This is a genomic window from Bacillus sp. 3G2 (assembly GCF_044324725.1).
In the GTDB taxonomy this organism is placed as follows: Bacteria; Bacillota; Bacilli; order Bacillales; family Bacillaceae_G; genus Bacillus_A; species Bacillus_A mobilis.
Genome location: NZ_CP172246.1, coordinates 1506483 through 1528638, shown reverse-complemented (window position 1 = coordinate 1528638; position 22156 = coordinate 1506483). Strand labels below are relative to the sequence as shown.

The 22156-nt window shown below is 36.3% G+C and carries 25 protein-coding genes; 2 read left to right on the top strand and 23 right to left on the bottom strand.

Annotation, left to right across the window (positions count from 1 at the left end; translation table 11 throughout):
• The first annotated feature begins 245 nt into the window (after positions 1–245).
• Positions 246–635 (top strand): cupredoxin domain-containing protein, encoded by a 390-nt coding sequence (locus tag ACHZK0_RS07865; protein ID WP_262740702.1) that lies wholly within the window; start codon positions 246–248, stop codon positions 633–635.
• A gap of 26 nt (positions 636–661) precedes the next feature.
• On the opposite strand, the gene ACHZK0_RS07860 is transcribed toward ACHZK0_RS07865, so the two are convergent.
• Genes ACHZK0_RS07860 through ACHZK0_RS07830 form a run of 7 tightly spaced genes read right to left on the bottom strand, consistent with a single transcriptional unit; the run spans position 662 to position 6216 of the window.
• Positions 662–1642: a biotin--[acetyl-CoA-carboxylase] ligase gene (locus ACHZK0_RS07860; RefSeq protein ID WP_395761392.1), complete on the bottom strand. Its 981-nt coding sequence runs from the start codon at positions 1640–1642 to the stop codon at positions 662–664.
• Positions 1627–2820, bottom strand: a complete 1194-nt coding sequence (locus ACHZK0_RS07855; RefSeq protein ID WP_270343493.1) for a CCA tRNA nucleotidyltransferase — start codon at positions 2818–2820, stop codon at positions 1627–1629. Before ACHZK0_RS07855 ends, ACHZK0_RS07860 begins: the two co-directional genes overlap by 16 nt.
• Positions 2807–3952, bottom strand: a complete 1146-nt coding sequence (gene bshA, locus ACHZK0_RS07850; RefSeq protein ID WP_270343495.1) for an N-acetyl-alpha-D-glucosaminyl L-malate synthase BshA — start codon at positions 3950–3952, stop codon at positions 2807–2809. The genes ACHZK0_RS07855 and bshA overlap by 14 nt, the downstream gene beginning before the upstream one ends.
• Entirely contained in the window at positions 3949–4653 is a 705-nt protein-coding gene (bshB1, locus tag ACHZK0_RS07845) for a bacillithiol biosynthesis deacetylase BshB1 (RefSeq protein ID WP_395761391.1), read from the bottom strand. Before bshB1 ends, bshA begins: the two co-directional genes overlap by 4 nt.
• An 11-nt stretch (positions 4654–4664) precedes the next feature.
• Positions 4665–5060 carry a methylglyoxal synthase gene (locus ACHZK0_RS07840; RefSeq protein ID WP_000684763.1) on the bottom strand — a complete coding sequence of 132 codons (396 nt, stop codon included), beginning with the start codon at positions 5058–5060 and terminating at the stop codon, positions 4665–4667.
• A gap of 14 nt (positions 5061–5074) precedes the next feature.
• Positions 5075–5875 carry a dihydrodipicolinate reductase gene (gene dapB, locus ACHZK0_RS07835; RefSeq protein WP_262740705.1) on the bottom strand — a complete coding sequence of 267 codons (801 nt, stop codon included), beginning with the start codon at positions 5873–5875 and terminating at the stop codon, positions 5075–5077.
• Entirely contained in the window at positions 5875–6216 is a 342-nt protein-coding gene (locus ACHZK0_RS07830; RefSeq protein WP_262740737.1) for a nucleotide pyrophosphohydrolase, read from the bottom strand. The genes dapB and ACHZK0_RS07830 overlap by 1 nt, the downstream gene beginning before the upstream one ends.
• A gap of 270 nt (positions 6217–6486) precedes the next feature.
• Here ACHZK0_RS07830 and ACHZK0_RS07825 point away from each other — a divergent pair, with 270 nt between their 5' ends.
• On the top strand, positions 6487–7368 hold the full coding sequence (locus ACHZK0_RS07825) for a YitT family protein (protein WP_000203305.1): 882 nt from the start codon (positions 6487–6489) through the stop codon (positions 7366–7368).
• A 28-nt stretch (positions 7369–7396) separates the two neighbouring features.
• Here ACHZK0_RS07825 and ACHZK0_RS07820 read toward each other — a convergent pair whose 3' ends face one another.
• From ACHZK0_RS07820 to ndk, 16 genes are all read right to left on the bottom strand, one after another.
• A complete protein-coding gene (locus ACHZK0_RS07820) occupies positions 7397–8038 on the bottom strand; it encodes a uracil-DNA glycosylase (protein ID WP_395761390.1) in 642 nt (213 codons plus the stop codon).
• Positions 8039–8137: 99 nt separating this feature from the next.
• Positions 8138–8821, bottom strand: a complete 684-nt coding sequence (locus ACHZK0_RS07815) for a zinc metallopeptidase (protein ID WP_073517780.1) — start codon at positions 8819–8821, stop codon at positions 8138–8140.
• A gap of 101 nt (positions 8822–8922) precedes the next feature.
• On the bottom strand, positions 8923–9711 hold the full coding sequence (ypjB, locus tag ACHZK0_RS07810) for a sporulation protein YpjB (protein ID WP_395761389.1): 789 nt from the start codon (positions 9709–9711) through the stop codon (positions 8923–8925).
• A gap of 107 nt (positions 9712–9818) precedes the next feature.
• On the bottom strand, positions 9819–10505 hold the full coding sequence (locus ACHZK0_RS07805) for a TIGR01906 family membrane protein (protein WP_270343497.1): 687 nt from the start codon (positions 10503–10505) through the stop codon (positions 9819–9821).
• 25 nt (positions 10506–10530) lie between these two features.
• Positions 10531–11154, bottom strand: coding sequence for a DUF1405 domain-containing protein (locus tag ACHZK0_RS07800; RefSeq protein WP_262740709.1), 624 nt, complete (start codon positions 11152–11154; stop codon positions 10531–10533).
• An 88-nt stretch (positions 11155–11242) separates the two neighbouring features.
• On the bottom strand, positions 11243–12010 hold the full coding sequence (qcrC, locus tag ACHZK0_RS07795) for a menaquinol-cytochrome c reductase cytochrome b/c subunit (protein ID WP_000554603.1): 768 nt from the start codon (positions 12008–12010) through the stop codon (positions 11243–11245).
• A gap of 43 nt (positions 12011–12053) precedes the next feature.
• Positions 12054–12728 carry a menaquinol-cytochrome c reductase cytochrome b subunit gene (gene qcrB, locus ACHZK0_RS07790; protein WP_000932700.1) on the bottom strand — a complete coding sequence of 225 codons (675 nt, stop codon included), beginning with the start codon at positions 12726–12728 and terminating at the stop codon, positions 12054–12056.
• Entirely contained in the window at positions 12729–13241 is a 513-nt protein-coding gene (gene qcrA, locus ACHZK0_RS07785) for a menaquinol-cytochrome c reductase iron-sulfur subunit (protein ID WP_001290420.1), read from the bottom strand.
• 143 nt (positions 13242–13384) lie between these two features.
• Positions 13385–13840 (bottom strand): YpiF family protein, encoded by a 456-nt coding sequence (locus ACHZK0_RS07780; RefSeq protein WP_262740710.1) that lies wholly within the window; start codon positions 13838–13840, stop codon positions 13385–13387.
• Positions 13841–13994: 154 nt separating this feature from the next.
• Entirely contained in the window at positions 13995–14531 is a 537-nt protein-coding gene (locus ACHZK0_RS07775) for a ReoY family proteolytic degradation factor (RefSeq protein WP_001095929.1), read from the bottom strand.
• Positions 14532–14604: 73 nt separating this feature from the next.
• The gene (locus ACHZK0_RS07770; protein WP_270343503.1) at positions 14605–15867 is read right to left on the bottom strand and encodes a tetratricopeptide repeat protein; all 1263 of its coding nucleotides are present in this window, start codon (positions 15865–15867) and stop codon (positions 14605–14607) included.
• A 334-nt stretch (positions 15868–16201) separates the two neighbouring features.
• Entirely contained in the window at positions 16202–17332 is a 1131-nt protein-coding gene (locus tag ACHZK0_RS07765; protein WP_395761388.1) for an RNA-guided endonuclease InsQ/TnpB family protein, read from the bottom strand.
• Between the two features lie 533 nt (positions 17333–17865).
• Positions 17866–18978 carry a histidinol-phosphate transaminase gene (gene hisC / locus ACHZK0_RS07760; RefSeq protein ID WP_262740712.1) on the bottom strand — a complete coding sequence of 371 codons (1113 nt, stop codon included), beginning with the start codon at positions 18976–18978 and terminating at the stop codon, positions 17866–17868.
• A 120-nt stretch (positions 18979–19098) separates the two neighbouring features.
• On the bottom strand, positions 19099–20184 hold the full coding sequence (aroB, locus tag ACHZK0_RS07755) for a 3-dehydroquinate synthase (protein ID WP_262740713.1): 1086 nt from the start codon (positions 20182–20184) through the stop codon (positions 19099–19101).
• Positions 20184–21356, bottom strand: coding sequence for a chorismate synthase (aroC, locus tag ACHZK0_RS07750; protein WP_270342137.1), 1173 nt, complete (start codon positions 21354–21356; stop codon positions 20184–20186). Before aroC ends, aroB begins: the two co-directional genes overlap by 1 nt.
• A gap of 273 nt (positions 21357–21629) precedes the next feature.
• Entirely contained in the window at positions 21630–22076 is a 447-nt protein-coding gene (gene ndk, locus ACHZK0_RS07745; RefSeq protein ID WP_000415885.1) for a nucleoside-diphosphate kinase, read from the bottom strand.
• Between the last annotated feature and the right edge of the window lie 80 nt (positions 22077–22156).

Genomic DNA, 22156 nt, shown 5'->3' with positions numbered 1-22156 from the left:
GATTGCTTCGAATCATGGTGCAGTTCGCTCTGATACTGCCCACATTCGAACTAATTATAGCAAACTCCAAAAAGGAATTACTACATTTTTTCGAAAAAATAATTTTTTATTCTCATTACGGTATGTGAAATTTTTTATAAATAACTCAATCATAGAAAGGCAAACCTTTGTTTAAGCCCCGTATAACTCTTAAACTAATGATGCAGGTTAATGGAAGAACATACTTAACAAAAGGAGAATTGCGAATGTCTATGAACAAATGGTTATTTCGATTCACCGTTCTGCCTGTGACGATTGCAGGGATGATAACTTTTAGCTCCTTCCATGCATTTGCCTCAGTTAACGTCGTAACACAACCTATCGATTCAACGAAAGTAATTGAAGTTGAATTAAACGATGATTACTTTCAGCCAAACGTCATCACGATTCCAATTGAAGAGTCAACAACATTGTTATTAAAAAACAAAGGTAAGAATGAACACACCTTTACAGTGAAAAAACTTGGCATTGACGTCGTAGTCGAGTCAGGAAAAGAAAGAAATATTACCGTGAAACCTAAAAATACTGGTACATATGAATTAATATGCCGGTACCATCTTCTTAAAGGAATGGAAGGCAAAGTAATCGTCAAATAAAAAGAAGTTCCAAAAAGGAACTTCTTTTACTTAATTTCGATATCCGCAGAATGAATGTGATGTACTTTCCCTTCATGATCCTCCAGAAGTAATACACCATCCTCTGTAATTCCTTTTGCTACCCCTATAATTGTCTCTCTCATCGTTCGAGCGGTAATTTCTTTCCCGATGCTAACAGCGTAACTTTCCCAAAGAATTTTAATAACAGAGAAACCATTTTGTAAATACTCTTCATATAATTTTTCCAGTTGTAAAAAGATTTGTTGCATAAGCTCTGCACGAACAATTGGCTTACCGGACTCAATCGCTAAAGAAGTAGCAATATGCTGAATTTCCTCATCAAAATGTTCTTGCCTTTGATTCGCATTAATACCAATACCCATAATGACAGCATTAATTTTATCAGGATCCGCCTGCATTTCTGTTAATATACCTACAGCCTTTTTACCTTGAATTAAAATATCATTTGGCCATTTTATTCCTACGTTTACACCCGTGCACTTTTCAATTGCCTGTGCAACGCTAACAGCCGCTAACAAAGTCAGTTGTGGTGCATGATGAACCGGGATTGATGGACGTAAAATAATACTCATCCAAATTCCTGTTCCTTTTGGTGAATACCATTTCCTACTTAAACGACCTCTGCCCGATGTTTGTTCTTCTGCCACAACAATGGTTCCTTCTTCTGCACCTTCATAAGCAAGCTTTGCTGCAATGTGCTGCGTAGATTCAACAGATTCTTCAAAATATACCGTTCTACCAATATGTTTCGTTTGTAACCCTAACTGAATTTCATTAGCAGTTACTTTGTCTGGCTTACCCGCAATGCGATAACCTAATCGACGCACAGCTTCAAGTTCATATCCCTCATTCCGAAGGTCCTCCATATGTTTCCACACAGCGGTTCTTGAACAACCAAGTTTATCACTAATCGTTTGGCCAGATACAAACGCGCCATCCGCTTCTGAAAAAACTTGCAATAACTGCTTTCTTATAGTAGATTGCATTCTTGCAGCCACTCCCTTATACACTCTTTCTCATTAACTACGTTTCCTTGTACAATTGCTTCCTCAATTTTTTGAATCATTTCAGCAACCCATGGACCGGGCTTTTTATTTGCCCAGTTTAATAAATCATTCCCAGTCACATTCATTTCTTGGCGACTCTTGATTGGCAATGCTTCAAACAACGTTTGTACTCGTTTAACAGATGTATGATCATAGTTTTCAATCATCGCTTCATATACTCTTTCTGCCATTTCAGCGATATGTAGTCCCGTTTTATAAAGAAGGACTGTATCCCAATCCTTCTCCTTTCTCGTACGAATTGTTAATAAAACTGCGACGATATCTTTTATTTTTTTATTCGAAAACTTCCATTGACGTAAAAAGACAGATGGATGCTCTTCTCCGATACAATATAAGAAGAATGCCCATGCCTCAATATCCGTTTCAAAAGAATCCCAGTTATACTGCGTAGCTTTTAATAATCTCTCTTCTGACATTTGTAAATATGGCAGATGAGAAAATAGTTTCGTTTCTACTAATTCTTGCAAGCCCTTCACGCAATACGTACCAGTTAACAGTTTCTCAAATTCCACTGTAATTCGCTCAATTGCAATATGTTCCAGTAAATGTCCATATGTTTCAATTGCTTGTTTCGTTTTCATTTCTAAAGAAAAACCTAACGTACTTACGAAACGAATACCACGCATCATTCGCAGGGCATCTTCTTGAAAACGATCCACAGCATTGCCAACTGTCACAATTTCTCTCTTTTGAATCGCTTTCTGTCCAGCAAATAAATCAACCATTTCGCCTTCTTCTGTCATCGCAATTGCATTCATTGTGAAATCACGACGTTTTAAATCCTCTTCTAATGAACGAACAAATTGAACACTACTAGGTCTTCGAAAATCTTCATATTCACTCTCTGTTCGAAAAGTGGTTACCTCATAAGGTTCACCATTTTCTACCACAATTACAGTTCCATGCTCAAGACCAACAGGAACATGTCTTGGAAATATAGCCATCACTTCTTCTGGTAAAGCAGATGTCGCAATATCAATATCTCCAATCGGCCTATCGATAATAAGATCTCGTACGCTTCCACCGACAAAGTAGGCCTCATGTCCTTGTTGCTTTAAAGTCTCAATAATAGAACTAGCTTTTTTAAATCTTTTCATTTTTGTCATCCCTTAGTACATCATAGTAAATCGTTTCATATTGTGAGACGATTTTTTCAGAGCGAAACTGCTCGTAAACACTTGCTCTTGCTCGCTCTCCCATATTACGGTGATGTTCTTCATCCTTTAATAGCTGAATGGCTTGATTTGCCACTCCTGCTGGATTGCCAACTTCACATAAATATCCTGTTTCACCATGTTGAATGACTTCTGGAATACCTCCAACCCTTGTTCCGATACAAGGTACACCACACGCCATCGCTTCTAATAAAACAAGACCAAAACTCTCCTTCTCTGATAGAAGCAACATTAAATCACTCATCGCAAGTAGCTCTGCAACATTATCTTGCTTCCCTAAGAATAAGACGCGATCTTCAATATGTAGATTTTTCACTAACTGTAAAATCGTGCAAAATTCTGGTCCATCTCCAACAAGAAGCAACTTCGCATCTACTTCTGTAACAATTTTAGCAAATGCCTGAACAACATCTTGCACACGTTTCACTTTACGGAAATTTGAAATGTGAATGAGTATCTTTTCACTCTCACTTATACCGTATTCTTTCTTTAATTGAGACATATCACGCTTGAAATATACACGCTCGTCTATAAAGTTATATACCGTTTGAATGTTTTTATTTGGTTTTACAAGCTCATGTGTTTCGCTAATCAATGAATGCGAGACAGCCGTCACAACATCAGATTGCTCAATACCAAAACGAATTAAATTATTTAACGAAGGGTCGGAACCTAACACAGTAATATCTGTTCCATGTAAGGTTGTAACAATTTTAATACGCTCTCCAATCATTTGTTTTGCTAAATAAGCACAAATTGCATGTGGTATTGCGTAATGCACATGTAAAATGTCTAAGTTTTCTCTTTGTGCAACCTCTGCCATTTTACTCGCTAACGCCAAATCGTATGGTGGATATTGAAATACAGAGTATTGACTTACCGTCACTTCATGAAAATAAATGTTTGGATACACTTTGTTTAACCGGAATGGTAAACCCGATGTAATAAAATGAATTTCATGCCCGCGTTCCGCTAATTGCTTTCCTAATTCTGTTCCAACAACTCCAGAACCACCTACAGAAGGATAACATGTAATACCTATTTTTAATTTCATTTACATCCCCCTATTAAATCAGCATGTAATAAAACCGGTTTCTTACTCATAAATCCCTCGGCATATAAAACTCCTACTTCTTTTCCAAACATTTTCTCACGAGCAACCACAGTTTCAACATAACCTTCTGTTAACGGCGTTTTCACACCATCGCTCCCTGTTGAAAACTGACTTTCATATGCTTCTAATGCTTCCACTTTTATAGAAAGGTACTCACTTATATCTATACAAAAATTCGGTTTATGAAAACCATTAATCATATAATGATAAAAAGACTCTACACGATGTGGTGGAACCTCTGGCATATATTTACGAATTCCCGCTGAAAAAATAGCTTCTTCCACAAGTTTTGCACAATTTGCATGATCTGGATGACGATCTTCATAATACGGTGCAAAAACTAGTTTTGGTCTATATGTACGAATCACCTTTACAATTTCACGTATATACTCTTCTTTCATATACAAACCACGGTCTGGCATCGCTAAATTCAGTCTCGTTTTTACTCCCATTATACGAGCTGCCGCCTTTGCTTCTTCTTTTCTCAACTCTATCGTTCCATTAGAAGAAAGATCAGCTTCTGTTAAATCACAAATACCTACTTCATACCCTTGTTTCGTATATTTAGCAATGGTACCAGCCATGCCGATTTCAACATCATCGGCATGAGCACCAAACGCTAATATATGTAATCCACTCATAATTGTTCCCCTCATTTTCTTAACTTGCGGTAATCTAAATCTCCTCGCTCTAATGCGTGCATTAACATTTCAGCACTTGCCATATTCGTTGCAAGTGGAATCGCATATACATCACATAGACGAAGCAATGCATTTACATCTGGTTCATGCGGCTGAGCAGTTAGTGGATCCCGGAAAAAAATCACCATATCCATATCATTTTTTGCAATCATTGCACCAATTTCTTGATCGCCACCAAGAGGACCCGATTGAAATCTTGTTACAACTAAACCGGTCGCTTCCATAATACGAAGTCCTGTCGTTCCTGTTGCAAATAATTCATGTTGTTCAAAAATTGGTTTATATGCGTATGCAAACGAAACCATGTCATTTTTCTTTTTGTCATGTGCGATTAAGGCAATTTTCATCCGTTGTCTCCCCTTTAGTCGATAATATTTTCTAAACCGTACACAAGATGATCTAGATTCATTACTGTATCAATTGATAGTTTTACACCCGACATAAATGATTCACGATTGAATGAATCATGACGAACCGTTAACATTTGTCCATTTCCACCAAACATTACTTCTTGATGTGCAATAAGTCCTGGTAAACGTACACTATGAATGTGAATGCCGTCTACATTTGCACCACGAGCTCCTTCTAATTGCTCTACTTCATTTGGATGACCTTGCTGCTTTGATTCACGGTTTTGACGAATTAATTCTACTGTTTTTACCGCTGTACCAGATGGTGCATCTAACTTTTGATCATGATGCAATTCAATTACTTCAACATCTTGGAAATACTTCGCTGCCATTTGTGAGAATTTCATCATAAGAACTGCACCAATTGCAAAGTTTGGAGCGATAATAGTTCCTACTTCTTTTTCTTTCGCATTCTCTGTTAATTGCTTTAGTTCTTCTTCTGTAAATCCAGTTGTACCAATAACAGAACGAAGTCCACGCTCAACTGCAAGTGTAACGTGTTGTTTCCCAACTTCTGGCGTTGTTAAATCTAATAACACATCAGCTTCTACTTCATCTAAACAAGTATGTAAATCTCCGTAAATAGGTGTATCTAACGCTGGCATGCCCGGTAAATCAGAGATTTTCTCTCCGCCATGCTTATAATCCACTGCTGCTACTAAATTAAAATGTTTCGTTCTTTCCATAAGAAGGACCGCTTCATGTCCCATACGTCCTCTTGGTCCAGCGATAATTACTTTAATTTCTTTCATTATTCTTTCTCTCCCTCATCAATACGTGTCCAGCGATCTTTATCGCGAGTATTAAATTTATTCATTACAATTTTATGTGCTGTTTCTAAATCAATATTTAAACTATTTGCCATACAAATCATAACAAATAATACATCTCCAAGCTCTTCTTCAATACTACGTTCTGTTTCAGTTGTTTTCTTCGGTTTCTCACCATAATAATGATTAACCTCTCTTGCAAGCTCCCCCATTTCTTCCGTTAAACGAGCCATCATTGCAAGTGGACTGAAATAACCTTCTTTAAACTGACCAATATATGCATCTACTTCTTTCTGCATATCCTTCATCGTTTTCGCTTCCATATAATTCACCTCTAATCCTTCCTCTTTCATGTTAGCCAATTCATCGCGATTTGACAAATATTATTCCCCGCCAAACACCTATTTGCGACCCTTTTTTGGATAGACTATAATGAAGTGAAACTTTCTTTTGCGGTTTTTGCAAAAGATTAGCCCGAACCAATCGTTTTTTTATAGCCTGCACTATTTTTACTAACAACTAGAAATTACTTATCATTATGTTTTACCGTATCAGCGGAGCAATGCAATCTACATAATTAGGGGGATTTCTATATGACATCAAATTTGAAGATTCGAAATATCATTTTTATTTTAATCGGTTCCGCTATTTTTTCTTTCGGTATTGTGAATATCAATATTGAAAATCATCTTGCAGAAGGTGGATTTACCGGCATTACACTATTATTGTATTTTCTATTTAAGTTTGATCCTTCTTACTCAAACTTAATTTTAAATATTCCTATATTTTTCATTGGTTGGAAGTTACTTGGAAGAACAACATTTATCTATACACTAATCGGCACCTTTAGCGTATCTTTATTTCTATGGATTTTTCAGCGTTACGAAGTTCTCAACTTACATTTAAACTTACAAAATGATATGACACTCGCGGCTCTATTCGCCGGGGCATTTATCGGTATCGGTCTTGGAATAATATTTAAATACGGCGGAACTACCGGCGGTGTAGATATTATCGCGAGACTCGCTCATAAATACGTTGGCTGGAGTATGGGGAAAACGATGTTTATGTTTGATGCTATCGTCATTATCGTCTCGATTCTTACCTATTTATCATACCGCGAGGGCATGTATACGTTAGTTGCTGTTTTTATCGGTGCGAAAGTCATTGATTTTATGCAAGAAGGTGCCTATGCAGCAAAAGGAGCTACTATTATCTCAGATAAAAATGATGAAATTGCTGCCAAAATTTTATCTGAGATGGAACGTGGAGCTACTTTTTTAAAAGCTGTTGGCTCGTATACAAAAGTGGAACGGAACGTATTATATTGCGTTGTTGCTAAAAATGAAATCGTGAAATTAAAAAATATTATTACTTCTGTAGATCCTCATGCCTTTGTTGCTGTAAGTGATGTACATGATGTAGTTGGTGAAGGTTTTACATTAGATGAAAATAAAAATCCGTTACATACATAAATGCAACTAGAAAAGCTCTCTAGCTTTTCTAGTTTTTTATTACATATTTTTTAAGTTTCTCTAAATCCTCATAAATAAGTTCCAATAAACTCCGATTATAAAAAATGGAGGCAGGATGAAAAGTCGGGAAAATATGATACTCTTTCTCTGACCATGTAAACTCTGCACTTTGCATGTCCTTTAATTTTTGAATAGGCTGTTTTAATAATTGTCCGTGCACATCTGTGATTTTTGCATTTTTTCCTGTTAAACGTTGAAGACCGATATTTCCAAGCGTAACGATAAGCTTCGGGTTTATTTTCTCTAATTCATAATCTAACAAAGGTGCATGGGCAAGTATTTCTCCTTGATTTGGCGTTCTATTATACTTTTTCTGTATGATTTCACCATTTCGCTCTTTTTTCTCTCGCCACTTATAAGGTCTACTCCGAACTGTGCTCGTAATATATACTTCTTCCCTGGTAACGTGAATCCGTTCTAAAAACTCCATTAACTGTTTTCCCGCTCTCCCGCTAAATGGAATCCCATTATGAATTTCTGTTTCACCAGGCGCTTCTCCTAGCAACATAAATTTTGGATTTTCAGGACCTTGTCCACTTAAAAAGCCTTCTAACTGATAAAGAGCACTACGTTCTTTCACTTGTTTTACTAAATGGCTTGGATATTTCATTTCCCTCACCACCTTTCCGCATTACTTCTATTATTTCTATTTACAATACATTATATAATTCAATCCACAAAACAAAAAAAGACTATCAAATGATAGTCTTTAGTCGTCGCTACGCTGCATACCAGTATACATTAATACGAGACGTAATAATTCAAATACCGCTACAGCTGCAGCTGCTACATATGTTAATGCTGCCGCATTTAATACTTTACGAGCTTGGCCATATTCATCTGTTGATACGATACCTAACGCTTCAATTTGTTGCATTGCACGCTTTGATGCATCAAACTCAACTGGTAATGTAACGAGTTGGAACACAACACCTGCTGCCATTAAAATAATTCCTAATAACAATAGTTTTGACATTGTCGCAAATATACCAATCATAATAAATACCCATGATATATTCGATCCAAAATTCGCCACAGGCACTAACGAATGACGAATACGCATAAAGTTATAATCTTTTGCATCTTGAATTGCGTGTCCTACTTCGTGTGCTGCAACTGCTGTACCAGCAACTGAATGACCGTAATAGTTATCTGTTGATAATCGAACTGTTTTGGCAGTTGGATCATAATGGTCTGATAAATGACCTGGTGTTTCTTCTACAGCTACGTTGTATAATCCATTTTCATCTAAAATTTTTCGAGCCACTTCCGCTCCTGTCATACCTGATGTTGAATAAACTTGTGAATACTTGCTATAAGCACTACGTACTCTTGACTGTGCATACAACGGTATGATCATTATGATCGCGAAGTAAATTAAATAAAACATCATGAACCTCCATTGAAGTTTTAATTATAGTACTTCTCATTCTATTTTCTTCTGCCATCATTGTCAATGAATAAACCTTACAATCCGTATCTTTATTTATTGTATTATCTATTTTTAGAGTGTACATTACTTTTTCTTTTTTCTCTCTCTCCTTTATACTTTCTCCACCCAACATAAGTTAATGTGAATAAAATAAGACCTCCAGTAATTGTCATAAACCAAATGAGCGAGGGTGCAATTTCATCTTTTTTTACTGTGTGAAATATTTTTTGCAAATCCCCTTTAATGATTCCTAATTGCATTTGCCCACCTTTCGTTTTTAACATAACGTTACGAAATTCATCCAAATAAGATAAATGGGCATTTACACGCTGCACTTCGTTGTCTGGCAAAGCAATCATTAAGCTTGGATAAATAATATTAAATTCATGTAAAAATGTGTTTAACGTTTGTTGAAACTGTCCCGTATCTTCTTTTTTCATCGCTTTTTCCATTTGAGAAAAGGCACCCATTACTTTTGTTTCTCTTTCCATCCAAAGTGGTTGATATTTCGACACTTGCGCATCAACAGCGAGCTGCAGGGCTAACACATTATCAATTTTAACTTGTTTACTTGAATCTGTTTCCGCGAGAGATTGTTTCGCCCTGTCGTAAGCTAAAGAAATAACTCTAACTTGATCTGGTGTTACTTCTTGCTTCTGTTCATTTCCCTTTATGACAAACTGCTCCGAGAAATGTTGTAATACTTGTACTGCTCTTTCATCTTCATTACGCTTCACTAATTGTAATGAGTCGTCTAACAACCCTGTTAGTTCACTCCACTCTTCAGCATATATACGTAACGGAAACATTATAATTAGAAATGCTATCAATCCAATTAATGTTCTCTTCATCACGGTCCCCCCTATAACTACTAGTACAAAATATGTTAATTTGGACAAGAATAGAACAGAACTGAACCGAAAAATATATTATCGTTTTACAAACAAAAAAATTCTCTTTAAGCAGAGAATTTTTCCTTTGAAACCCTTTTCTTTTTTACGAAATATCTATACAAGCTATAACAAAGCATGCTGCCACATAAAATAAATAATAAAATAGCACACGCTGCATGCATAAAGAATTCTTCTGGTAGCATTAATATAATCGGATCCGTTTCAATATCAAACATCCAATAATCATTACTGAATAAAAGCTTATGGAATAACACAAAACTTTTTTCAAAATTAATAGCGATTGGTAGCATCAGCGCGATTGGAAAAATAATTGTTAAAATTGATCCGTGCAGTAAAAACTTTTCATTTTTCTTTTTTAATAAATAAATCCCGCCTATTATAGCAATCATAATTGTCGCATACATCACATATTGAATCTTTACTAAAATATTTTTAACATCTACAAAATGAATACGGCCATTTGTAGACATATCTAATGTTGGCAACTGCAATGCCCCGTCATAAAACGGCGATAAATATGTGATAAGCACATCATAATTTCTTTTAATATCATCCTTCGTCATATCCGCTAAATCTGGAATGTTTAAAAAATCAATTTCAAAATAATACAGCCATTTTCCGTATACAACCGCCGTTGTTGCGAGTGCAAATATAGAAAATGCTATGCTGTATGAAACAGCTATCGTAATCAATCGATCCCATATTTTTGTACCACTCTTATTTTTCTTCATTTTCTCCCCCTACGTATTCTAACTATCATAAAGAAAACTGTTTTCGGTTCTCACGCAAGCAAGAATAATATGTAATACATAGTGTAGCGATGCTTAGCCAGAACGTAAAATAACCAATTTTTTCTACAAACAAATGCATAATTCCATATCTCGGCATTTGCCAAAATAAATAATCAATTGCATCATTATGTAATGTCCATATAGCTGCTACCGCAAAATGCCATTTTTTTATACGGTAAAACGGTGCATATAACAATCCTTGTACTGCCATCGCAAAATGCGAAAGCATTAACATATACCCCATAACACCAATAGGACCTTTTACATAGATCATAATTGCATTTACAACAACAGCCCATATACCATACTTTATTAAAGTAACAATCGCTAGCGCCTCTATTAATCCCCAATTTCTCTTTATTAAAAAAGCAATTAAAACAAAGACAAAAAAGAGACTCGCCATCGGGCTATCAGGTACAAACGGCCAAAATATAGGTGAAGTTTCTTTTAATTGATTTCCATACCATATAAATCCGTATATTGTACCTAATATGTTAACAACTAATAAAAATAATAATACAGAGCGTTGTCTTAACATTGCATACAAGTAAACCAAGCTGTATGTCCAACACCTTTCAAACAAAGTCATTCTTTCCTCAAACTCTACTCTATTATATAGTAAACTTTCTTTCATCAAAATAAAAAGCTGACTACAATTTTTTGTAGTCAGCTTTTTATTATTTTTTATTATACTTTGCAACGAATTCCGAAAGTTTCTTCAGTTCCTCATCTGTACCTTTAAATACACCTTTAGGCATTGAACCTTTTCCTTCTTTCGCAATTTTAGCAATTTCTTCTGGCTTTAAAGTTAAGTTTTGCAGTGCAGGCGCTGCTGCCCCGCCCTGTAAATTGTCACCGTGACATGTTAAACAAGTATTTTTTTGCATTAATTTATAGCCGTCATCATTTTTATCAACTGGTGCTGTTTTTACAATTGCTCCTTGTTTTTTTGCAGCTTCCCAGTCGTGGTGCGCTACAGATTCCCAAGTTAAAAAGATAATCGATGCAATTGCTAAAAGCATAAATCCAGTTGCTACAGGACGCTTTAACGGGCGTCTTTCTGGTCCTCGATCAAGAAATGGAGCTAACAGTAATGCGCCAAACGCAATCCCTGGCATAATAAACGCTCCAATTACAGTGAATGAACCAGAAGCATAAGAATACTTTAATAACTGATACAAGAATAAGAAATACCAATCTGGAAGTGGTATATATCCGGCATCAGTTGGATCCGCCATTCTCTCAAGTGGTGACGGATGCGCCACTGTTAAACATAAATAACCGATTAAAAAAACTGCACCAACCATCCATTCTTTTAACAAGAAGTTCGGCCAAAACGCTTCTGTTTTTCCTGGGTATTCAGAATAGTCTTTTGGAATATTTGGTTTCCGAGCTACTGGTACCCGAGAATCTCCTACAAACTTCATCCCTTTGCCGCGATGCATAATCTCCCTCCTTTAGTTCTTTCCCCTTTTATTTAGCAATCTCTTATAGCGGACCGGAAATACCTTGTTTGCGAATCATGATGAAGTGGAAGGCCATTAAACCTAGAAGTGCTGCTGGTAAGAAGAAGACGTGAATAGCAAAGAAGCGAGTTAATGTTTGAGCGCCAACAATTTCGGAATGACCAGCGAGTAATGTTTTAATATAAGGACCAATGAGCGGCGTTTGCTCTGCAATTTGAATCCCTACTTTCGTAGCAAATAATGCTTTCATATCCCACGGTAATAAATATCCGGTAAAACCAAGACCTAACATAACAAAGAAAATAAGAACACCAACAATCCAGTTTAGCTCACGAGGCTTTTTATACGCACCCTGGAAGAAAACTCTAAGTGTATGTAAAAACATCATTACAATGACGAGACTAGCACCCCAGTGGTGCATACCACGAACAATTTGCCCGTATGCAACTTCATTTTGTAAATAATAAACCGATTCCCAAGCATTTTTAATATCAGGCACATAATACATCGTCAAAAACATTCCAGATAAAATTTGAATTACAGTAACAAAAAAGGTCAGTCCTCCAAAGCAATAAACGAATGCAGAAAAGTGATGTGCCGGGTTTACATGTTCAGGTACTTCATGATCAGCAATATCACGCCATATCGGTGTAATATCTAACCTTTCATCTACCCAATCATAAATTTTATTTAGCATCTACTTTGCACCCCCTCTTGGCTTCGCTTTTCCTAAATACAGCGTTCCATCTTTCACTTTAGACTCGTATACATCAAGTGGAGCAAGGGGCGGTGTGCCTTTAATGTTCATCCCGTCTTTTGTGTAACGGCCCCCGTGGCATGGACAAAAGAATTGATTCGGATGTGCTTTGTCCGAATTCCAGTTCACTGTACATCCTAAATGTTTACATACCGGAGAGAACGCAACAATGTCTCCGCTTTCATCTTTATGAACCCAAGCTGATTTTGGCTCTTCGGACTTGTACCAACCATCAACCTGCTTCACCTTAAAGTCGAAACGTTTCGGCTCTGTTGTAATATCCTTTACTTGTGCAACAGCAACCATATCCGTTCCCGCTTCTTTTCTTAACACCGGATCAAGCGCAAATCGCGTCATCGGCATTAAAATACCCGCTGCCATAAAGCCTCCTACCCCTGTAAGGGTGTAATTTAAAAACTGTCTTCTTGACACACGATGTTCTTTCTCGCTCACGAAAATTTCCCCCCTCTATCAGAAATTGTCCCCTCGTGATAAATTATATAAAAAATAAAAACTAGGACACTATCATGATATAATACGCTCATGCACAGGTCAATATCATACTACTCATAATAATAAGAACTTTCTGTTTATTATTACTTTCCCCATTTTCCTTCTAGCATTACCATTATATTTTTTATATGCGCATGAATAACTTCTCTTTTCGCTTGATCACTAAATTGTTCTAACGCTAATGAAGGGAACCAAAATAAATCTCCTTGTAATTCTTGCATATCTTCTTTCCATGAAAAATCACTTGTAACATAAGCAATATGCTTAAAACCTTGCTCTTGTAAATGATTTGTCCATTCTTGCAAACGACCTTTTTCATTTTTTTGGCTTTCTACTAAATACGTAAATGATGGTAGTAAAAGCACTCGTCCTTTATATTCTCTTTCCAGCTCCATACTCAACAATTCGATAAATTCACCTTGTTCTACTACCATTTTCATTTCTTTCGCTGCCGAAATTGATAATAGAGGTATAACACCTGTATCTACATACTCTCTTGCTTGCTCAAACTGTTCCACATCTTTTACAATCCATTTCAAATTTCTTCCCTCCCCTCATCTACAAATGACAGAACTTTCACTTTATATATATTAAACCATACTAAAAGAGGTAAAAAAAGAAAAACTACCTATATTAAGGTAGTTTTTCTTAAAAAGTCTGAAATTTGTAAAATTTTATGAATCCAAATGAATTCTATAGCATCTTTAACTCAGCTGTTAACCTATGAAACGCTTCCTGATCTTGCTTATCTAGCGCTTCATCAATTTGTTTCAAAAGACGTTCTCTTCTAAAAGAAAATACACTTTCTTCTAAAAATCTTTCTGCAAGTAAACGGTCTTTTTCATTTACTTCAATATGCTTTGGTAAATACGGGTTTTCTTCTAATACAGCTACATAATTGGCATTTTGAAATGATGATTTAAAATTGAGTTGAATATAAATATCCTCATCTCGATTTAAACGAATATCATGAAACGATTTTTCAGCATCCGTTGTCATAACATTTTGTTTAAAAAAGTGAAACGGTGTATCTTTTACACAATTCGCGGACATCACTAAGCCACGCGGACAATATTTTGCATGCTCTACGAAGTGGACTTTATGCATCAATTGGTCGTGACTCATTAAATAATTCAAAATCCATACACATTCACGCTGTTTCAGTTGATAATTATTCAAAAACCATTTTACAAAATCCTTCTTCTCGTTTACAGAAACAGGGGTATTCATAGCAATTAAGTCCCTCCTCTGTCTTTCTCTTTTCTTTTTAGATTCAAGAAGCGGCATTCAGTTTCCTTCCAACTTATGAAAAATCCTCTAAATTATATAACAATTCTTCAATATGAATTTGTGTCGGGTCTAGTTGTATTAACTGAGTAAATACTTCTTTCGCCTCTTTTCGCATACCTTCTTCCAATAAGAAATAACCGTACTCTTCCAAGAAGTCTGGATGATTCTTAAAAGAAGTATATGCACTTTCATAGTGTTTTAATGCATCCGAATACATTTCTAATTGTTTTTTTGCAAACGCAAGATCCCAAAGTAGTTGTGTATCTGGTTCTCCGCTATCAATCGCACGCTCTACAACCGCAATTAGCTCTTCATATTTTTCTTGTTCTTTTAAAATATAAGCATATTTCAATATTGCACCTAAATGTCCTGGATCTAACTCAAGCGCTTTTTGAAGCACTTCCTCTGCTTCCGCTATTTTTCCTAATTTCGCCGCAATGTTCGCTAATTCTACATAAAATGGTACAGAAAGCTCATCTACTTTAATTCCTTCTTGAAGTGTTTCATAGCTTTCTTGAAGCATTCCTTCTTTTTCATAGCTTTTCGCTAAATACATGTAAAGCGATGCATACTCCGGATCTAATTCTTTTAATTCTTGCCAAGCACCAATGGCTCTTTGGTATTCTTCACCTTGATATAATGTGAAGGCATATCCAAATAATGAGTGGATATCTTTTTGTTCCTCTAAACCTGCTTCATAATAAGAAATCGCTTCTTCCCAATTCCCAATCGCACTTAACGTTTCTGCGAGGCGAAGTGCAATGACAACACCACCCATTACTTTATGTTCCGCTAATAGCGCCTCATAATAAGTGATTGCCTTTTGTTCTTCCCCTTTACTACTATATAACTCTGCTAATCCAAACGTAATAACAGGCTCATCAGGCATCATTTCTTTCGCCTTTAGTAGTTTTTGTTCTGCTACATCATCGAAACCTTGCATTTGGAATAAATCCGCAACAAGTAATAACGATTGAACATATAAATCATCATTTTCTGGAATATCATGAAGCACTTCAATTGCTTCATCCTCTTTGTCTAGATCAATATATAATTCTGCTAAAAATACAGTGAATTCACTTTCTTCCGGGTACAATAAACGCAAATCTTCTGTAATTGCTAATGCTTCATCCGTAAATCCAAGTGTATGATAATAGCGAGCGATATCATATTTCTCTTCATCATTCGCAGTTTTTAATTGTTCTTTTAATAATTGTAATCCTTTTTCCGCTTCACCATTTTCAATATATGAAACAGCTTGTTCAAAATTTTGCATAAACGTCTCCTTTAATTCTAACAAATATTATTTTCTGTTCATTTATCATAAGCAACTAGGTGTAAGAACGCAACCTTTAGAATGAGCATACTTCTTCTTGTACTTTCACTGATAACGATTCGAATATGACACCGATACCGCATTACTACTTTCTATTGTACCGTTTTCTTTCATTACCGTGCAAATAACTTCCGATACGATAAACTTAACTAAATCTATACAATTCAATCAAATTTATACAAGTTAGTGCTTCATCGTGTTCTCGCAACCCCGAAGGGACGAGGGGTATAACACTCCACACGAGGCAGTATCGTTACCTCCTATTATCAAGCATTTATTTTACCCATCTTGATAAATTTATCGACGCATTTACATCCCTATCGTGATGGCTATTGCACCCAACACAGTCCCATTCACGAATCTTTAAACTCCACTGTCCTTCTGGTTGAACTGAATGGTCGTATTTAACTCCGCAACATGAGCAAATCTTGCTTGAGGCGAACCATTTATCAGCTTTTACATACGCAATGCCATACTTCTCGCACTTGTATGATAAACATTGAAAGAAGAAGTTTAATTTTTGAAATGAAAATGCTTTCGATAGTTTTTTGTTTTTTAACAGGTTTGAGATAGGTAAGTCTTCCACAACAATCCTCATTGGTTTGGTTTTCACCAATTTAGCTGTTGCTTGATGGATATGGTTATTTCGGATATTTATAATTTTCCTAGATAACCGCAGGTGCTCCGTTTTCGCTTTTTCATATCCGGCAGACTGAATTTTTACACCTTTTTTAAATCTCCTAGACATATCTCTTTGCGCTGACTTTTTCCTTCTCAAAAGTTTTTTAACCTTAGCATCTTTGTTTATATTTCGTTCTTTCATACCATTAGAAGCTACAAACAGCTCTTTTAAACCAACATCCACACCAATCGACTCATTGGTTAGTTCTTGGGATTCAAAATCTTCTTGGAATCCTACACTAATCCACCAGTGACGACCGTCAAATGTAACTCTTGGATTGGATGGTTTTTTATTTCTTGGTAGTTGTTGGCTTGTTTTCACTTCTCCGATAGACTGAATATGAACTACCTTCTTTCCTATAGCCAGTCTTTCATAATTGGCATAAAATCCTTGGATTACATCTTTTTTGGATTTATAAGAAGTGTGAGAACCATTTTTGTACTTTTTGAACGAATTTTTTCTCGCCGTATCAAAATCTTTTGAAGCCTGTTTAGGAACTTGTGCATTGATGTCTTTTAACCACTCATATTTCTTTCGCTTCTTGATCTTTGTAAATCGTTTCTGTAAAGCTAACTGTGAAACAGATTTTCCAAATAGCTTATAGTATCTATCACTCATTCTTTTACAATAGTTATAAGCGAATCTTGCAGCACCAGCATGGTTTCTAAGCACTTTTTCTTGTTCAGGCGTTGGAATCAGTCTAACTTTCTTCGCCAATATCATCAGAAGCCTACTCCTTTACTGTGCGATTATTCGAGCACTCACCTTTCAGATAATGAAAGATTGGTTCTTCTGAATAATAGCGTGTTCCACCAGCATTCTCCTAAGACGACTAGGATACAAACCTGTTAATTCCGATACTTGACTAACTCGTGAAAATTTCATTATTATTCTCACCACATTGAATCCAATATAGCGCATACGTTCGATATATTCAATGAAGTTTGATAGATTCAATAAAATTTATCTCGTTTAACTAAGGGCGCAATTCCTTAGCCAGTTCTCTTATGAACTTCTCATGTTTTCACATGAGCGCAGACTATATGTTTATCTACTTAGAGATAGAGGATTTTTCCACCACCATAGGCTTGTGATGTACTCTCGTCAGTTATACGAGATAGCCGCCTCGAACCCTCTTATCCATTTTGACTTAGATGATTCGAGGCGGAAGACCCATTATTCTAATGTTTAGGATTTAACCGTGCACGGAACTATTTAAATAAAAAGACTCCTATAATAGGAGCCTTCGCACACTCTTAAGAGTATGTTTCTTCTTTCTTTACTTGCTCTTTTACAAGCTCTGTCAATAATTCTATAATTTCATCATTTTCTTCTTTCAAACCGACAGTAATACGAATACCATCATGTATACCAAATGCAGCACCAGAACGAACAATGTAGCCTTTCTTCATTAATCGTTCGAAAGCCTCATTACCAGGAATACCGAGCTTTAAGAAAATGAAATTTGTTTGAGATGGATAATAGAATACATTATATTCCTTACAAAATGCGTAATATTGATTTAATCCTTCTTCATTCTTTTTCACACATTCTTGTAAAAATGCTTGATCTTCTAATGCAGCGAGTGCTACAGCCTGCGCTACAGTCGATGTATTAAATGGTAGCCTTGCTACTTCTAGCTGCCCGATTAACTTCGCATTACCAACCGCATACCCGATACGGAATGCAGCTAAACCATATGCTTTTGAGAACGTACGTAAAACCATCAGATTTTCATACTTTTCAAGAAGTGGTAATGTTTGCGGATAGTCTTCTGCTCCCGCATATTCATAGTATGCTTCGTCCATAATAACGAGCGCTGACTTAGGAACTGATTCTAGAAATGAAAGTAAGTTTTGTTTCTCTACATATGTACCTGTCGGATTATTCGGGTTACAAATCCATACAATCTTTGTTTTATCATCTACTTGCTGTAACATCGCATCTAAATCATGAACGCCATCTTTTAGTGGTACTTCACGAACTTCTGCTCCTTCAATAACAGCATGGTGATGGTATTGCGAGAATGTTGGATTCGCCATTACAACATTTGTTCCTTCTTGTAGTAATGCACGGCTAATCATTTGAATAACTTCATCTAATCCACTACCAAATAATAGTTGTTCTGCTTTGACACCTAACTGCTCTGCTACTTTTATCCGAAGTTCAAATGCATATCCATCTGGATAAAGAGCATATTGACTCGCTAAAGAAGTTAATGCTTCTGTTACGCGTGCTGAGCAACCGAATGGATTTTCGTTGGATGCTAATTTCACAATTTTTGATAATCCATATTCCCTTTTTACTTCTTCAATGTTTTTCCCAGGTACATATGCTCTCAAAGTTAACAATTGCTCTTTCACTCTCATTTTTCTTCCCCCAGTCATTTTATTCAATTCGATTACAATACGGTTGTAATCCCACACTGTAATCGTTTATCTTAACCGCCACTATTACGAGAATACCTCTAAACAAGCACTTCACACTTCTTAAGCCATATCCTTTTGAAATGCCTCTAACGCAATATGAACAGTCTCATCTGGAATAGATACGACATTCACTACCCCATATTCCTGCATTAGCACCATATGAATTGCTCCAGCATTCGCTTTCTTATCCTGCTTCATCAATTGAACAAGGCGCTCTACATTCAAATCACTTGGCATTTTTGGATATCCGTACTTCAAGAACCACTGCTTCATCTCTTCATAAGAAAGATCAACCTTGTACACTTGCTCACTTAAAAACAAGGCAAATAACATACCGACCGCTACTCCGTCACCGTGAGTAATATTTCCATATCCTAGTTCTTTTTCAAGAGCATGGCCTAACGTATGTCCAAAGTTCAAATGAGCGCGTACACCTTTTTCTGTTTCATCTTGCGCTACAATATTTGCCTTTACAGGAATTGCCTTCGTTAATATATGGATTAACTTCTCATCACGAAGATCCGCTAATGTTTGCACTTCTTCTTTTAACCAATGATACAGCTTTACATCACCAATAAGAGCATGTTTTATCACTTCTGCATAACCTGAACGCCACTCTTTTTCAGGAAGAGACTGTAAAAACGGCGTATGATATACAACTCCTTCTGGTTGATGGAATGCACCTATCATATTTTTACCTAACGGATGATTGATCGCTACTTTCCCACCTACTGCACTATCGTGAGCTAATAAAGTCGTTGGAACTTGAATAAAGCGAATTCCACGCATAAACGACGCAGCAACAAAACCAGCTAAATCTCCAATCATCCCGCCTCCAAGTGCAATAATTAAAGAATTTCTATCTAATTTATTTTCAAGAGCTGACGTATGAGCCGCATAGAAGTTTTCAAAAGACTTCTCTTTCTCGCCACTCGGTACAACGAATGAAAATACATTCTGCTCTATTTGCAATGCATCTATAACTTTCTGTAAATGGAAAGATGCAACAACTTCATCTGAAATGATCATAACGTTTGATACAGATGGCTGCATATTTTGAACGATTGTTTTCAAATGTGACAATGATTCTTTTCCTACGTGTACATCATATTCTTTTGATTTCGTTTGAATATGTATGTTTCCCATTAAAATCCCCTCGCATATTCATTATGTTTCTCAATATTTTCACGAATAAGGTCCATACGATCTAATCCGAATTGTTCTATTAAAGCTGTCGCTAATTCCCAAGCTACAACCGCTTCTGCAACGACACTAGCTGCTGGAACAGCGCAACTATCAGAACGCTCAATGCTCGCTGTAAAAGGCTCTTTCGTATCAATATCTACACTTTGAAGAGGTTTATATAGTGTAGGTATCGGTTTCATCACACCGCGCACAACAATTGGCATTCCAGTTGTCATACCACCTTCTAATCCACCTGCATTATTTGTTCTTCGTGTATATCCATGCTCCTCATTCCACAGAATTTCATCATGAACTTCACTTCCCGGTCTATGCGCTGCTTCAAAACCCATTCCAATCTCAACACCTTTGAAGGCATTAATGCTCATAATTGCAGCTGCTAATTTTGCATCCAGTTTTCGGTCATAATGCACATAGCTACCAACCCCAATTGGCATTCCTTCCACAATCACTTCAACGATTCCACCGATTGAATCACCATTTGCTTTCGCATCATCAATTGCTTTCATCATTTTGTTACCTGCATCTTCATCTAAGCAACGTACAGGTGATGATTCTGTAATACTTTTTAATTCTTCAATTGACCGATACTTAATTTCCTTAGCCTGTACACCGCCAATTTCAATTACATGACCAGCCACTGTAATACCAAGTTCTGCTAATACTTTTTTAGCAACCGCACCAGCAGCAACACGCACTGTCGTTTCGCGTGCTGAAGAACGTTCTAGTACATTTCTCATATCTCTATGTCCATATTTAATCGCACCATTTAAATCAGCATGTCCAGGTCTTGGCTTTGTTACTTTTCTTTTCATTTCTTTTTCTTCTTGTTCCGTTAAAGGCTCTGCGCCCATAATTTTTGTCCAATGTGCAAAATCACGATTTTCAACAACCAGTGCAATTGGAGAACCTAATGTCTCTCCATGCCTAACACCACTTACAATTTGCACTTGATCTGTTTCAATTTGCATGCGTCTACCACGCCCATAACCCTTTTGCCTTCTAGCTAGTTCTTCATTTATATCATCTGCTACTAAAGGTAGACCTGCTGGTACACCTTCTATAATCGTTGTAAGTTGTGGACCATGAGATTCACCAGCTGTAATATATCGCATACGTTATTCCTCTTTTCGTATATGTATTTATCTCGCTATATTAAGCAATAATATTATCCTTCATTACTCTAAAAATATGAAAGAAATTATATAATACATCAGCCATTCGTTTATTCTCCGATAAGCCTTTTACTTTACATATCAATATATCATAACCGCTCTAACTTCGTAACTAAATGAAATAAAAAAAGTGCAAGAAGAATACCCCTATTCTCCTTGCACTTTCTACTATTATCACAGTGATTAAAGCGTTTACAAATTATTTCAAAATAATTAGTAAATCCATTCATTCATTAATTTTGAGTAGTCAACTAATTCTTCTTCTTTAAAGAAAATAGCAATCTCGCGCTCTGCACTTTCTAACGAATCAGAACCATGGATAATATTTTTCGCAACAGTTACACCGAAATCTCCACGAATTGTTCCAGGAGCTGCTTCATGTGGTCTTGTTTTACCCATCATGTTACGAGCTGTATCTACTACACCTTCACCTTGCCATACCATTGCGAATACAGGGCCAGATGTAATAAAGTCTACTAATTCACCAAAGAAAGGTTTTTCTGTGTGCTCAGCATAGTGTTGTCCAGCAATTTCCGGAGTTACTTGCATTAATTTTGCACCAACTAATTGAAAGCCCTTCTTCTCAAAACGAGCTACGATTTCCCCAATGAAGGCACGTTGTACACCGTCTGGTTTTACCATTAGAAATGTTTTTTCCATAAAAAATCTCTCCACTTCTGAATTATGTATGTAATTGTATATCCCCACACACATATTAACACCCTTATCACAATTGTGCA

What these genes read in the sequence shown, in the direction of transcription:
- ACHZK0_RS07770 (WP_270343503.1), bottom strand. Translation starts at nt 15,867, where the DNA reads ATGCAAAATTTTGAACAAGCTGTTTCATATATTGAAAATGGTGAAGCG.
- ACHZK0_RS07830 (WP_262740737.1), bottom strand. Translation starts at nt 6,216, where the DNA reads ATGGAAGCGAAAACGATGAAGGATATGCAGAAAGAAGTAGATGCATAT.
- qcrB (WP_000932700.1), bottom strand. Translation starts at nt 12,728, where the DNA reads ATGCTAAATAAAATTTATGATTGGGTAGATGAAAGGTTAGATATTACA.
- ACHZK0_RS07865 (WP_262740702.1), top strand. Translation starts at nt 246, where the DNA reads ATGTCTATGAACAAATGGTTATTTCGATTCACCGTTCTGCCTGTGACG.
- ACHZK0_RS07775 (WP_001095929.1), bottom strand. Translation starts at nt 14,531, where the DNA reads ATGAATACCCCTGTTTCTGTAAACGAGAAGAAGGATTTTGTAAAATGG.
- hisC (WP_262740712.1), bottom strand. Translation starts at nt 18,978, where the DNA reads ATGAGAGTGAAAGAGCAATTGTTAACTTTGAGAGCATATGTACCTGGG.
- ACHZK0_RS07820 (WP_395761390.1), bottom strand. Translation starts at nt 8,038, where the DNA reads ATGAAATATCCAAGCCATTTAGTAAAACAAGTGAAAGAACGTAGTGCT.
- dapB (WP_262740705.1), bottom strand. Translation starts at nt 5,875, where the DNA reads ATGAAAGAAATTAAAGTAATTATCGCTGGACCAAGAGGACGTATGGGA.
- ypjB (WP_395761389.1), bottom strand. Translation starts at nt 9,711, where the DNA reads ATGAAGAGAACATTAATTGGATTGATAGCATTTCTAATTATAATGTTT.
- bshA (WP_270343495.1), bottom strand. Translation starts at nt 3,952, where the DNA reads ATGAAATTAAAAATAGGTATTACATGTTATCCTTCTGTAGGTGGTTCT.
- ACHZK0_RS07840 (WP_000684763.1), bottom strand. Translation starts at nt 5,060, where the DNA reads ATGAAAATTGCCTTAATCGCACATGACAAAAAGAAAAATGACATGGTT.
- ACHZK0_RS07765 (WP_395761388.1), bottom strand. Translation starts at nt 17,332, where the DNA reads ATGATATTGGCGAAGAAAGTTAGACTGATTCCAACGCCTGAACAAGAA.
- ACHZK0_RS07860 (WP_395761392.1), bottom strand. Translation starts at nt 1,642, where the DNA reads ATGCAATCTACTATAAGAAAGCAGTTATTGCAAGTTTTTTCAGAAGCG.
- ndk (WP_000415885.1), bottom strand. Translation starts at nt 22,076, where the DNA reads ATGGAAAAAACATTTCTAATGGTAAAACCAGACGGTGTACAACGTGCC.
- bshB1 (WP_395761391.1), bottom strand. Translation starts at nt 4,653, where the DNA reads ATGAGTGGATTACATATATTAGCGTTTGGTGCTCATGCCGATGATGTT.
- ACHZK0_RS07805 (WP_270343497.1), bottom strand. Translation starts at nt 10,505, where the DNA reads ATGAAGAAAAATAAGAGTGGTACAAAAATATGGGATCGATTGATTACG.
- ACHZK0_RS07800 (WP_262740709.1), bottom strand. Translation starts at nt 11,154, where the DNA reads ATGACTTTGTTTGAAAGGTGTTGGACATACAGCTTGGTTTACTTGTAT.
- ACHZK0_RS07825 (WP_000203305.1), top strand. Translation starts at nt 6,487, where the DNA reads ATGACATCAAATTTGAAGATTCGAAATATCATTTTTATTTTAATCGGT.
- ACHZK0_RS07815 (WP_073517780.1), bottom strand. Translation starts at nt 8,821, where the DNA reads ATGATGTTTTATTTAATTTACTTCGCGATCATAATGATCATACCGTTG.
- aroB (WP_262740713.1), bottom strand. Translation starts at nt 20,184, where the DNA reads ATGGGAAACATACATATTCAAACGAAATCAAAAGAATATGATGTACAC.
- aroC (WP_270342137.1), bottom strand. Translation starts at nt 21,356, where the DNA reads ATGCGATATATTACAGCTGGTGAATCTCATGGTCCACAACTTACAACG.
- qcrC (WP_000554603.1), bottom strand. Translation starts at nt 12,010, where the DNA reads ATGCATCGCGGCAAAGGGATGAAGTTTGTAGGAGATTCTCGGGTACCA.
- ACHZK0_RS07855 (WP_270343493.1), bottom strand. Translation starts at nt 2,820, where the DNA reads ATGAAAAGATTTAAAAAAGCTAGTTCTATTATTGAGACTTTAAAGCAA.